Origin of the sequence: Sphingomonas sp. Leaf17, assembly GCF_001421505.1 — a bacterium.
In the GTDB taxonomy this organism is placed as follows: Bacteria; Pseudomonadota; Alphaproteobacteria; order Sphingomonadales; family Sphingomonadaceae; genus Sphingomonas.
Genome location: NZ_LMKL01000001.1, coordinates 748698 through 761281 on the forward strand (window position 1 = coordinate 748698; position 12584 = coordinate 761281).

A 12584-nucleotide genomic window follows, 5' to 3' on the forward strand; every position below is an offset into this window, starting at 1 on the left:
AAAGCCGTTGCCTTTTTGCAACGCACCATGAAGGATCGGTCGGTATACGGTTTGCAACTGGCATGAGTCACGGAACCGAAATATTTCCCCTGCACGGACGCGGCATCCGGCACACCGAAGCCGCGGATTCAGAGCACATGCTCTAAAGGGGACTCTTTCATGCGTAACAGCCTTTTCCTGGGTGCCGCCATTGCTGCGCTCGTCGCACCGGCCGCCGCCATGGCGCAGGACACGACGTCGACGATCCGCGGCAGCGTCGTCAACGCCGGCACGCCCGTCGCCGGTGCCGATGTCGTCATCATCAACGTCCCCTCGGGCACGCGGTCGACCAGCACGACCGATGCGAACGGCACGTTCACCGCGACCGGCCTGCGCGCCGGCGGCCCCTTCACGGTCGAGATCACGTCGCCGCAGGGCACGACCTCGGTCACCGACATCTACACCGTCGTCGGCCAGCCCTATGACCTGCCGGTCGACCTGGCCAACGCAGCCGCCAATGACGGCGGCGACATCGTCATCACCGCCCGCTCGATCGTCGGCGCCGGCGTCACGTCGAACGGCCCGCAGACGGTGCTGGACGCGCGCGACATCGCCAAGGTCGCTTCGGTCAACCGCGACATCCGCGACATTCAGCGCCGCGACCCGTTCGCCACGCTGGATCTGGCCAACAGCCGCGCCGTCACCTTTGCCGGCACCAATTCGCGCTTCAACCGCTTCTCGATCAACGGCGTGTCGGTCAGCGACAATTTTGGCCTGAACCCCGACGCCAGCCCGACCGGCCGTGGCCCGATCCCTTTCGACGCGATCGCCCAGGTATCCGTCTCGATCGCCCCCTATGACTTCCGTCAGGGCAATTTCCAGGGCGGCGCGATCGACGCGACGCTGCTGTCGGGCACCAACGAATTCCACGGCAACGGCTTCTATTCGCAGAACACCGACGGCCTGTACGGCGAACGGATCGGGTCGTTCACGCGCCCGGTCACCAAGTTCAAGTCCGAGACGTATGGCGCGACGCTGTCTGGCCCGATCATCAAGGACAAGCTGTTCTTCATGATCTCGGGCGAGCGCAACACCGAGCCGCGTCCGCTGGCGATCGCCGCCGCCACCCAGATTCCCTACACGTCGTCCACGACGGGCTTCCTGACCGACGGGCAGGTCGCCAACGTCACGTCGATCGCCCAGTCGCGCTACGGCTACACCACCGGCGGCGTGCTGTCGGTCGCCAATGCCAAGGACGAGAAGTTCGTCGGCAAGATCGACTGGAACATCACCGACGGTCAGAAGCTGGCGATCAGCTACACCAACGCCTATGACGAGGCGACCTTCAACCAGAACACGTCGCAGTCGAACACGACCCCGTCGCTAGGCCTGGAATCGAACGGTTATCAGCTGAACGAGCTGCTGCGGGCCGGCATCGTCCAGTTGAATTCGGACTGGTCGGACACCTTCTCGACTGAAATCCGCGGCCTGTACAAGAGCTACAAGCGGGAATCGCTGCCGCTGCTGGGTAACAACTTCGCACAGTTCGGTGTCTGCCTCGATCCGCTCTCTACCGGGTCGCGCAACACCTGCTCGGCGGGCACCCCGACCATCTTCTTCGGCCCCGACATCTCGCGCCAGTCGAACGAATTCAACACCGACACCTATGGCGGCTCGGTTCTGGCCAACGTCACCGCCGGCGATCACGAGATCCGCCTGCTGGCCGAAGTCAGCAAGGTCAGCATCTACAACCTGTTCCTGCAGCGCAGCGCCGGAGCCTATTATTTCGACTCGCTGCTCGGCTTCGCTGCCGGCAATGCCGACACGCTGAGCTATCAGGACGCGGTCAGCCTGAACACGCAGGATGCCGCCGCCCGCTTCGGCTATATCCAGGTCACGACCGGCGCGCAGGACACGTGGCGCGTCAACGACAAGCTGAACGTCACCTATGGCTTCCGCTATGACCTGTACGGCATGCGCAGCACGATCCCCTACAACCAGAACTTCCAGAACCGCATCGGCTTTGCCAATACCAAGACCTACAAGGGTCTGGGCATGTTCCAGCCGCGCATCGGCCTGGATTTCCAGCCGACCGCACGCCTGAAGTTGCGCGGCGGTGCCGGCATCTTCGGCGGCGGGTCGCCCGACGTCTATCTGGCGAACAGTTTTTCCAACACGGGCATCGTCACCAACCAGATCAACATCAACCGGACCTCGGCGACCGGCTTCAACGTCAGCGACGTGGTCGGCGCAGCCGCGCTGAACAACGTGACCGGCACCAGCTTCGCGCCCGCCGTCACGAACTTCCTGTCGACCAACACGGCGGCGCTCAGCACCGCGCCGGTCAACGCGATCGACCCGAGCTTCGACCTGCCGTCGACGCTGAAGGCGACCTTCTCGGCCGATTACGACCTGTTCGGCGTTCAGGTCGGTGCCGACTATATCTACTCGCAGGTCGTGCAGCAGGTGCTGTTCACCGACGCGCGCTCGACCGTCATCGGTCGCCTGCCCGACGGTCGCAACCGCTATGCCGCGCGCACCAACACCGGCGGGCTGAGCTTCACCGACACCAACACCGACATCGTCCTGTCGAACACCTCGCTTGGTCGTGGCCACGTCTTCGACGTCCGCGCCTCGAAGGACTTCGACTTCGGCCTGTCGATCGGCGGCAGCTACGCCTGGCAGGACGTGAAGGACGCGACGCCGGCCACCTCGTCGACCGCCTCGTCCAACTACGGCAACGGCGCGTTCCTCGACCCGAACTTCGCGGCGTACGGCACGTCGAACGACCAGACCAAGTGGGCGTTCAAGTACAACATCGGCTATGACCACGCGTTCTTCGGCGACTACCGCACCACCCTGCAGCTGTTCGGCGAGACGCGTGCGGGCCGTCCGTACAGCTTCACGATGATCGACCAGGCGGCCAGCGGATCGCAGCGCAGCCCGGTGTTCGGCACGCTGTCGAACAACAACCGTTACCTGCTGTATGTGCCGACCGGCCCCAGCGACGCGCTGGTCAGCTATGACAACGCCACCACCCAGGCGGCGCTCGACACGCTGATCAACAATTCGGCGCTGAAGGATTATCGCGGCAAGATCGCCGGGCGCAACATCGCCCGTAGCCGCGCCTTCACCCGGATCGATCTGCACGCCGAACAGGAGATCCCGACCTTCATCGGCAAGTCGCGCATCTCGCTGTTCGCGGATATCGAAAATCTGCCCAACCTGCTCAGCAGCAAGTGGGGCGGCCTGCGCCAGCTTGGCTTCCCGTACACCGCATCGGTCGTGCAGGTGCAGTGCCTGACCGCCGCCGGCGTCGTGAACACCGCGGCGAACCAGCAGTGCGCCTCGTACCGCTATTCGTCGTACCGCGAGCCGGCCGAGGCCGTATCGCCAGTGTTCAACGGCTCGCTCTACACCATCCGTCTGGGCGCCCGCTTCAAGTTCTGATCCGGCGCAACACAGACCTGACCGCAACGAAAAGCCGTCGTCCCTCGGGACGGCGGCTTTTTGCTTTTCCGCCCACCGGTTTTGCCCACAGGCCCCAGCCGGTGTAGGGATGCCAGCCCATGGCTACCCAACCGGCACCCCCGGGGCGCAACCTGCCCCTGACCGCGCGACCGTTCTTCGAGGACAAGAGTCGCGCCTTCTGGACCCTGCAGGCCGTCGGGTGGAGCGGCTATCTGGGCCTGCGCGCGGTATCCTCGATCTCGAACGGCCTGTCTTTCGAGGGGATCATCCCGATCATCATCGAGGCGATTCTCGGCTATTGCATCACCCTGCTGCTCTCGACGCTGTACGGCTATTATCGCCGCCTGCCGCGCCTGCCGGGGATCATGCTGACGGTCGCCACGCTGCTGGCCGCCACCGTGCTGTACGCGGTGCTGATGGCCTTCACCTTCTCGTTCATGAAGACGACCGCGCCGGGCATCACGCTGACGCTGGTGCTGGGCAGCGTGTTCCTGAACTTCACCGTGCTGGCGGGCTGGTCGGCGCTGTATTTCGGGATCAATTTCTACCTGATCGTCGAACACCAGATCGGCCAGATGCAGGTGCTGGAGACGCAGGCGTCGTCGGCGCAACTGGCGATGCTGCGCTATCAGCTGAACCCGCATTTCCTGTTCAACACGCTCAATTCCATCTCGACGCTGGTGCTGCTGAAACAGACCGAGCGGGCCAACGCGATGCTCAGCCGGCTGTCGTCCTTCCTGCGCTACACGCTCGCCAACGAGCCGACCGCGCATGTGACGGTCGCGCAGGAGGTCGAGACGCTGAAGCTGTATCTGGAGATCGAGAAGATGCGGTTCGAGGACCGGTTGCGCCCCGTCTTCGACATCGACCCGCGCGCCGAACGCGCCCGCCTGCCCTCGCTGCTGCTGCAACCCCTGGTTGAAAACGCGATCAAATATGCGGTGACGCCGCAGGAGGACGGGGCCGAAATCCGGGTCGCCGTGCGGCTGAACGGGGAACGGGTGCAGATCGCCGTATCCGATACCGGACCGGGCTTGAACGAACGCCAAGTCCGTCCATCCCTTTCAACCGGCGTGGGGCTCGCCAATATAAGGGATCGGCTGGGACAGGCTTACGGGCCTGACCACCGGTTCGAAACGCGCTCCACGCCGGCTGGCGGCTTCTCGGTCGAGATCGAGATCCCGTATCAGCTGGAAGACGTGAACAGAGAGGCCGCATGACCATCCGTACCATTCTCGTCGATGACGAGCCGCTGGCGATCCAGGGCCTGGAGCTCCGGTTGCAGGCGCATGACGACGTCGAGATCATCGACAAATGCCAGAACGGCCGCGAGGCGATCCGCGCCATCAAGACCCACAAGCCCGACCTCGTCTTCCTCGATATCCAGATGCCCGGCTTCGACGGCTTCTCGGTGGTACAGGGGCTGATGGAGGTCGAACCGCCGCTGTTCGTCTTCGTCACCGCGTACAGCGACCACGCCCTGCGCGCGTTCGAGGCGCAGGCGGTCGATTACCTGATGAAGCCGGTCGACGAATCGCGCCTCGCCGACACGATCGAGCGCGTCCGCCAGCGCCTCGCCGAAAAGCGCGGCGTCGAGGAGGTCGAGAAGCTGAAGGAGGTGCTGGCCGAGCACGCCCCCAATGCGGTCGAGGACATGACCGACGGCGGCGGSGAGCCGGCGTCGAACCGGTTCGAAAAGCTCATCAACATCAAGGATCGCGGCCAGATCTTCCGCGTCGATGTCGACACGATCGAGCGGATCGACGCGGCCGGCGATTACATGTGCATCTACACCGGCGACAACACGCTGATCCTGCGCGAAACGATGAAGGATCTGGAAAAGCGGCTCGACCCGCGCCGGTTCCAGCGCGTCCACCGCTCCACCATCGTCAACCTCGACCTTGTCAAGCAGGTGAAGCCGCACACCAATGGCGAATGTTTCCTGGTGCTCAATTCAGGGGCCAGCGTGAAGGTCAGCCGCAGCTACCGCGACGTGGTGGCGCGCTTCGTCCACTGATCGCCGGGAGGGGCACTGCCCCCCCCCCAAGCCAGTCCCGGTTCCCCGGCGCAGGCCGGGGTCCAGTTGGACTGACGTGGGCAAGCTACCGCAAACGCTTCCCCGACTGGACCCCGGCCTCCGCCGGGGAACCGGGGTCTGGATCAAGGGGGCGGGCCTGGAGTCTACCAACATGGCTCCCCGGGTTCGGGCCGCCCACGACAACGCGCCTCCCGTGACGGCGTTTGCCCCCCCCCCTCGCAAAATCGTGCTGCATCTGCTAACGGCGCGATCATGCTCAAGCTCAGCGATATCACGGTCCGTCTTGGCGGACGCGTCATCCTCGATGGCGCGACCGCCGCCCTGCCCCCCGGCAGCCGTGTCGGCCTGATCGGCCGCAACGGTGCCGGCAAGTCGACGCTGGTGCGGGTCATCGCCAGCCAGCTCGAACCCGATGCCGGCAAGGCGGAAATGCCCAAGGGCAGCCGCCTCGGCTATATCGCGCAGGAAGCGCCCCACGGCGACATGACGCCGTTCGAGACGGTGCTGGCCGCCGATGTCGAGCGCGCCGCGCTGATGATCGAGAGCGAGACGTGCGAGGATCCCGACCGTCTGGGCGAGGTGTACGAAAGGCTGATGGCGATCGACGCCTATACCGCCCCGGCGCGCGCCGCGAGCATCCTGGTTGGCCTGGGCTTTGACGAGGAGATGCAGCAGCGCACGCTCGACAGCTTTTCGGGCGGGTGGAAAATGCGCGTGGCGCTGGCCGCGCTGCTGTTCTCCGAACCCGACGTGCTGCTGCTCGACGAGCCGTCGAACCATCTCGATCTCGAAGCGGTCATGTGGCTGGAGGATTTCCTCAAAGGCTACAAGGCGACCATCGTCGTCGTCAGCCACGAGCGCGATTTCCTGAACAACGTCGTCGACCACATCCTGCATCTGCAGGGCGGCAAGGTCACGCTCTACCCCGGCGGCTACGACGCGTTCGAGCGTCAGCGCGCCGAACGCCTCGCGCAGATCGAGGCGGCGCGCGCCAACCAGGCGGTCCAGCGCGAGAAGCTGCAAAGCTATATCGCCAAGAACTCCGCCCGCGCCTCGACCGCCAAACAGGCCCAGTCACGCCAGAAGATGCTGGCGAAGATGCAGCCGATCGCCGAGAGCTTCAACGATCCCACGCTGTCGTTCGGTTTCCCCAACCCGACCGAGCTGCGCCCGCCGCTCATCACCCTCGACATGGCGTCGGTGGGGTATAGCGAGGTGCCGATCCTGAAGCGGCTGAACATGCGGCTCGACCCTGACGACCGGGTCGCCCTGCTGGGTCGCAACGGCAACGGCAAGACCACGCTCGCCCGCCTGCTGGCCGCGCAGCTGACGCCGATGGACGGCGACATGGCGTCGTCGGGCAAGATGAAGGTGGGGTATTTCACCCAGTATCAGGTCGAGGAACTCGATACCGAGGATACCCCGCTTGAACACATGACCCATATGATGAAGGGCGCGACGCCCGCCGCCGTGCGGGCGCAGCTCGGCCGGTTCGGCTTTTCGGGCGAGAAGGCGACGACCAAGGTCGGCCGGCTGTCCGGCGGCGAGCGTGCGCGGCTCGCGTTGGCGCTCATCACGCGCGACGCGCCGCATCTGCTGATCCTCGACGAGCCGACCAACCATCTCGACGTCGACGCGCGCGAGGCGCTGGTCCAGGCGCTGAACGACTATACCGGCGCGGTCGTGCTGGTCAGCCACGATCGCCACATGCTCGAACTCACCGCCGACCGGCTGGTGCTGGTCGATGACGGCACCGCGCGCGAATATGACGGCAGCCTCGACGACTATATCGCGCTGGTGCTGGGCAGCTCGGCCAAGAATACGGGCGGCAAGGGGCCGAAGAAGGACAAGAAGGCCGCCGCCGCCGCGCGCGACCGCGAAACCGCGATGAAGAAGACGATCCGCGATATCGAGGCCGACACCGCCCGCTTCACCACCGAACTGAACGCGGTCGACACCGCGATGGCCGACCCGAAAAAGGCCGAGCCGCGCTTTTCCCGCCTGTCGATGACCGAACTGATGAAGCGCCGGTCCGAGGTCGAGGCCAAGCTGGCCGCCAGCGAGGCGAAGTGGCTGGAGGCGAGCGAGGCGCTGGAGGGCGTCGCCGCTTAGGGCGGTGTCGCCATCCCCAAGCACCTCGCACAGGCCGGGTTCGCAGATTATTTATCGTGGTGGCAGATAGGCCATGGTATCGACGAGCACATAGCCGGGCGTCTCCGCCACGCACTGGCGCAGCAGGGGCAGGTGACCGGCGCCGTAGAAGACCATCATCCGGTCGCCGGGTCGGGCCGTCTGCAACAGCTTGGCACAGGTCAGCGCGTTGCGGCGTTGCCACGCGACGAAAACATCCACACCCGGCTGCGTGTCGCCATCGCCCGCCTTCAGCAACTCACGATACAGATGATGGCCGTTACCATTGACCGGATCGTTCAACAGCCGAAGGACAGCTGCAATCCCCCGGGTCGCCAGGGCATGCGCCTGCGCCGCCACCGCCGCGTTACCGAACTTCGTGATCTGGTCGATCAGGGCCGTCTGGCCATGGTCCTTGGCATAGGCCATTGCTGGTCCGAACGGCAGCCCGACCGCTACATCGAGACCATCGACCTGCGCGATCCCTCGCGCCTTCGCCACCCGGAATGCCAATTGCGTCACCTCGTCGCGCGAGGGCGGCAACGTGCCGGCATGATAGGCCGCATAATCCCGTGTGGCTTTGGCCGCCGGCCATTCCACCCCGACCCGCGTCGGCCTGAACCGTTCCAGCGACGTGGCGACGGTTGCGATTTCCGCTTGCCGGTTCGGGGCCAGCACATCGTCCACCGTCAGGTTGGCGACGTCCCTGCCCGGATTGCCAAAATGAAACATGCCGACGATCATGACAGAGATCGGTGCCGTATCTGCCGTATCCGATGTCGGCTGATCGGTGTTTCGCGCCCCGACACTGGTCGTCGCGACCATGCAAAGCGCGAGCATCACTATCCGATGAACATGACTCCGCATATCAGGCTATACCGGACGAGCGAATGGGGTGAATTTTCGTCATAGCCGGATAAAGCCATGACCGGCGGCGGACCGCCACAAAAAATCGACTGTTATCGTCGGCAAACGGGTAACACCTGCCGCCTGCCGGACCATGCCGCCGCTATGCCGGTCCTATCGCCTGCCGCCATGCCGATGCTCGGGGGCGATATAGTGGGTGGCGATGTCCGACGGGTCAATCTGCTGCCCGGTCGTCCGGGCGACGATCGCGACGATGTCGGCATCGGATCGGCCGGCGGCGCGCATCTGCTCGACCTCGTCGCTGATCATTTCGACGAACGCCTCGACCGGAAACACTTCTTCCTCCAGCCCCAGCGACTCGCGCAATGCGCGCTGGGCGCGGATCGCCTCCTCCAGATTGAACATCGGTACGCGCGCCATCGTCGAACTCCCTTGTTTCCGCCCGTCCAACCCGCGAGCGCGACGACCGGTTGCCGACAAAGCGCCTGATCTGGATGGGGTTCGCCGGCGCGGGGGCGAACACCGTAACGCGGCCGGAACGTCGCCGCGCCGGCGAACGTTCAGCGGGATCACGAACAAGGGGGATATCATGGACCGCGTCGCCAGCCTGGAAACCGCGACCCGCATCGGCTTTGCGGCACGGGGCCTGTTGTACTTCACCATCGGCTTCCTCGTCATCCGCGCCGGCCGCACGGTCAGCCAGTCGGGCGCGCTGGAATATCTCAACACCGGGTCGGGCAAGCTGGCGGTGGCGGCCATGGCGATCGGCTTCGTCGCCTATGGCGTGTGGCGGCTGACCGAGGCGCTGATCGACAGCGAAGGCCACGGGTCAGGTGCCGGCGGGCTGGCCGCGCGCGCCGGCGGGATCGCCAGCGGCATCACCCATGTCGGCTTGGCCTATGCCGCGGCCTCGCTGGCGACGGGCATCGGCGTGCGCGCGTCGGGCGATCCGGCCGAGCGGGGGGCGGCGATGGCGCTGACCCTGCCCGGCGGCGTCGCGATGCTCTGGATCGCGGCCGCGGTGCTGATCGGCACCGGCGCGTACCAGTTGCTGAAGGCGGTCCGGCTTGGCTTCCTGCGCTATATCGACGCCGATGCCGCGCGGTCGCCGGCGGTGCGGTGGATCGGGCGGCTTGGCTATGCCGCGCGCGGCATCGTGTTCGTGGCGATGGGCGCGTTTCTGGTGCAGGCGGCGCGTCGGGCCAGGGCGGCGGAGGCCGGCGGCATCGACCAGGTGCTCGACTGGTTTCCCGAAAGCCTCCAGATCATCGTGGCCGCCGGCCTGTCGCTGTTCGGCCTGTTCAGTCTGGTCGAGGCACGCTATCGTCGGATCACCGACCATGACGTGATCGCCCGGCTGAAGGGTCTGGCGGACTGATCGTGCGGCGCTTCGGGATTGCCGCCCGAACGCCCGCCGGGCGATAAAAATATTTGCCGGTACACATAGGGCCCTTGCATTTTGCGGACCCCACGGAACCCGGCGCGTCGCGCATTGCCGGATACGGTGTACCGCCCGTCGCGGCCTCCGAACCGCCGCGCAACGGCTTGCATCGCGCGCCGCTATGCCACAATCAGTAGCGGTTACGCACGAAGGCCAACCCAATCGCTGGTGGTATGACGATCTTAACCCTCCGGGGGCACAGAGGTCGCCAAACCGCGCGATCCATGACGATGGACTTGTTTTGTTCTCGTCAGGCCCACCTTCGGCACCTATGATGCGGGCGTGCTGCAACGCCGCCCGAGTCGTGGATTTGGAATCGAGGACGAGGGGAACGGTTTCGATGGATTCAGAGATTAGCCGGGATAACGACATGGCCACCGATATGATTGATGCGCTTGAACAGGCGACCCCGGCGGCCCCCGTGGAGGCTCCTGCCGCCGAATCAAAGACCGGCCCGCAGGCGCTGGACAGCCATTCGGTCCGGCCTCAGCCCTATCCGGTCGAGGTCGACCACAGCCGCGATTTGCTGCTGACCGATTTCGGCAAGGACACGCTGAACGATCGTTACCTGCTGCCGGGTGAAAGCTATCAGGATCTGTTCGTGCGCGTGGCCTCGGCCTATGCCGACGATGCCGCGCATGCCCAGCGGATCTACGACTATATCTCGAAACTGTGGTTCATGCCCGCCACGCCGATCCTGTCGAACGGCGGCACCGGGCGCGGCCTGCCGATTTCCTGCTATCTGAACTCGGTCCCCGACAGCCTGAACGGCATCGTCGAGACGTGGAACGAGAATGTCTGGCTGGCGTCGCGTGGCGGCGGCATCGGCACCTATTGGGGCAATGTGCGCGGCATCGGCGAGCCGGTCGGCCTGAACGGCAAGACCAGCGGCATCATCCCGTTCGTCCGCGTCATGGATTCGCTGACCCTCGCCATTTCGCAGGGATCGCTGCGTCGCGGGTCGGCCGCCGTCTATCTTGACATCAACCACCCGGAGATCGAGGAATTCCTTGAAATCCGCAAGGCATCGGGCGACTTCAACCGCAAGGCGCTGAACCTGCATCACGGCGTTCTGCTGACCGATGCGTTCATGGAGGCGGTCCGCGCCGGTGACGAATGGCACTTACGCAGCCCGAAGGACGACGCGATCCGCGCCACCGTCGACGCGCGCGCGCTGTTTCAGAAGCTGGTCGAGACGCGTCTGGCCACCGGCGAGCCGTACATCGTCTTTGCCGACCATGTGAACAAGGCGATGCCCAAGCATCACCGCGACCTGGGGCTGAAGGTGTCGACCTCCAATCTGTGCAGCGAGATCACGTTGCCGACCGGCCGCGACCATCTGGGCAATGATCGTACCGCGGTCTGCTGCCTGTCCTCGCTGAACCTGGAAACCTGGGACCAGTGGAAGGGCGAGAAGCTGTTCATCGAGGACGTGATGCGCTTCCTCGACAACGTGCTGCAGGATTATATCGACCGGCACGAGCCGGGCATGGAGCGCGCCGCCTACAGCGCCGGGCGCGAGCGTTCGGTGGGCCTGGGCGTCATGGGCTTCCACAGCTTCCTCCAGGCGCGCGGGCTGCCGTTCGAGGGCGCGATGGCCAAGTCGTGGAACCTGCGCATCTTCAAGCACATCAAGGCGCAGGTTGACGAGGCGTCGATGCAGCTGGCGGTCGAGCGCGGCCCCTGCCCCGACGCCGCCGATGTCGGCGCCATGGAGCGGTTCAGCTGCAAGATGGCGATCGCGCCGACCGCGTCGATCAGCATCATCTGCGGCGGCACCAGCGCCTGCATCGAACCGATCCCGGCCAACATCTACACCCACAAGACGCTGTCGGGCAGCTTCGTCGTCAAGAACCCGTATCTCGAAAAGATCTTCATCGAGAAGTCGAAGAACTCCGACGCGGTGTGGAACTCGATCCTGGAGATGGGCGGCAGCGTCCAGCACCTCGACTTCCTGACCACCGACGAGAAGGACTGCTACAAGACGTCGTTCGAGATCGACCAGCGCTGGCTGCTCGAACTGGCCGGCGACCGCACACCCTATATCGACCAGGCGCAGTCGCTGAACCTGTTCATCCCGGCGGACGTCGAGAAATGGGACCTGCTGATGCTTCATTTCCGCGCGTGGGAACTGGGCATCAAGTCGCTCTATTACCTGCGCTCCAAGTCGATCCACCGCGCCGGGTTCGCCGGCGGGGTGGAAGCCGACAACACGATCGACCTGCGCCAGATCGACGTCGAATCGAAGGATTACGACGAGTGCCTGGCCTGTCAGTAAGCCATCCGTGTCCGGGTCATACCGGACACAAAAACTCCGGCCCGCACGACGCGAGCCGGAGTTTTGCAGGCCTCAACCTGTCAGGGCTTACGCCTCTTCCTCGAACGTCACCGCGACGTCGCCATTGGCCGAAAGGCGGACGGTGTCGCCTTCGATATCGGCGACCAGACCAAGCGAGATGAAGTGATGATGGCCCTTGTGGCTCCCCTCGCCGCTGTCCTTCTTGGTCAGTTTGATCCGGTCGCCCTCGACCTTGTCGACGGTGCCGACATGCACGCCGTCTGCGCCGATGACTTCGGCATGTTCCTTGATCTGGCTGGCGTCGACCATGATGCTTCTCCTGTGATGGGTACGCCGGTTCAACGCGCTTGTGGGGAAAT

At 65.0% G+C, this 12584-nt stretch carries 9 protein-coding genes; 6 read left to right on the forward strand and 3 right to left on the reverse strand.

What is annotated here, in order from left to right; translation table 11 throughout:
* Positions 1–159: 159 nt before the first annotated feature.
* The 4 genes from ASE75_RS03470 to ASE75_RS03485 all read left to right on the forward strand — a co-directional run bounded on the left by ASE75_RS03470 (position 160) and on the right by ASE75_RS03485 (position 7600).
* Complete coding sequence (locus ASE75_RS03470) at positions 160–3429, forward strand: TonB-dependent receptor (protein WP_055928723.1); 3270 nt, start codon at positions 160–162, stop codon at positions 3427–3429.
* A 119-nt stretch (positions 3430–3548) separates the two neighbouring features.
* Positions 3549–4670, forward strand: a complete 1122-nt coding sequence (locus ASE75_RS03475; RefSeq protein ID WP_055928726.1) for a sensor histidine kinase — start codon at positions 3549–3551, stop codon at positions 4668–4670.
* Positions 4667–5467, forward strand: a complete 801-nt coding sequence (locus ASE75_RS03480; protein WP_055928730.1) for a LytR/AlgR family response regulator transcription factor — start codon at positions 4667–4669, stop codon at positions 5465–5467. Before ASE75_RS03475 ends, ASE75_RS03480 begins: the two co-directional genes overlap by 4 nt.
* A 273-nt stretch (positions 5468–5740) precedes the next feature.
* Positions 5741–7600: an ABC-F family ATP-binding cassette domain-containing protein gene (locus ASE75_RS03485; protein WP_055928733.1), complete on the forward strand. Its 1860-nt coding sequence runs from the start codon at positions 5741–5743 to the stop codon at positions 7598–7600.
* Positions 7601–7651: 51 nt separating this feature from the next.
* Here the strand turns inward: ASE75_RS03485 and ASE75_RS03490 are convergent, their stop codons facing one another.
* Both ASE75_RS03490 and ASE75_RS15665 read right to left on the reverse strand, forming a co-directional pair.
* Positions 7652–8350, reverse strand: a complete 699-nt coding sequence (locus tag ASE75_RS03490) for a DUF5694 domain-containing protein (RefSeq protein WP_156340089.1) — start codon at positions 8348–8350, stop codon at positions 7652–7654.
* 288 nt (positions 8351–8638) lie between these two features.
* Positions 8639–8905 (reverse strand): hypothetical protein, encoded by a 267-nt coding sequence (locus ASE75_RS15665; RefSeq protein WP_055928740.1) that lies wholly within the window; start codon positions 8903–8905, stop codon positions 8639–8641.
* A gap of 169 nt (positions 8906–9074) precedes the next feature.
* Here ASE75_RS15665 and ASE75_RS03500 point away from each other — a divergent pair, with 169 nt between their 5' ends.
* Together ASE75_RS03500 and ASE75_RS03505 are read left to right on the forward strand one after the other, a co-directional pair.
* Positions 9075–9863: a DUF1206 domain-containing protein gene (locus tag ASE75_RS03500; protein ID WP_055928743.1), complete on the forward strand. Its 789-nt coding sequence runs from the start codon at positions 9075–9077 to the stop codon at positions 9861–9863.
* 433 nt (positions 9864–10296) lie between these two features.
* Positions 10297–12204 carry a ribonucleoside-diphosphate reductase subunit alpha gene (locus ASE75_RS03505; protein ID WP_235512497.1) on the forward strand — a complete coding sequence of 636 codons (1908 nt, stop codon included), beginning with the start codon at positions 10297–10299 and terminating at the stop codon, positions 12202–12204.
* A gap of 87 nt (positions 12205–12291) precedes the next feature.
* On the opposite strand, the gene ASE75_RS03510 is transcribed toward ASE75_RS03505, so the two are convergent.
* A complete protein-coding gene (locus ASE75_RS03510; RefSeq protein WP_055928749.1) occupies positions 12292–12534 on the reverse strand; it encodes a DUF2171 domain-containing protein in 243 nt (80 codons plus the stop codon).
* Positions 12535–12584: the final 50 nt, after the last annotated feature.

Bases quoted from the DNA above. Each gene is read 5' to 3' on its own strand.
- ASE75_RS03485 (WP_055928733.1), top strand. From the start codon at position 5,741: ATGCTCAAGCTCAGCGATATCACGGTCCGTCTTGGCGGACGCGTCATC.
- ASE75_RS03470 (WP_055928723.1), top strand. From the start codon at position 160: ATGCGTAACAGCCTTTTCCTGGGTGCCGCCATTGCTGCGCTCGTCGCA.
- ASE75_RS15665 (WP_055928740.1), bottom strand. From the start codon at position 8,905: ATGGCGCGCGTACCGATGTTCAATCTGGAGGAGGCGATCCGCGCCCAG.
- ASE75_RS03475 (WP_055928726.1), top strand. From the start codon at position 3,549: ATGGCTACCCAACCGGCACCCCCGGGGCGCAACCTGCCCCTGACCGCG.
- ASE75_RS03490 (WP_156340089.1), bottom strand. From the start codon at position 8,350: ATGTTTCATTTTGGCAATCCGGGCAGGGACGTCGCCAACCTGACGGTG.
- ASE75_RS03505 (WP_235512497.1), top strand. From the start codon at position 10,297: ATGGCCACCGATATGATTGATGCGCTTGAACAGGCGACCCCGGCGGCC.
- ASE75_RS03500 (WP_055928743.1), top strand. From the start codon at position 9,075: ATGGACCGCGTCGCCAGCCTGGAAACCGCGACCCGCATCGGCTTTGCG.
- ASE75_RS03510 (WP_055928749.1), bottom strand. From the start codon at position 12,534: ATGGTCGACGCCAGCCAGATCAAGGAACATGCCGAAGTCATCGGCGCA.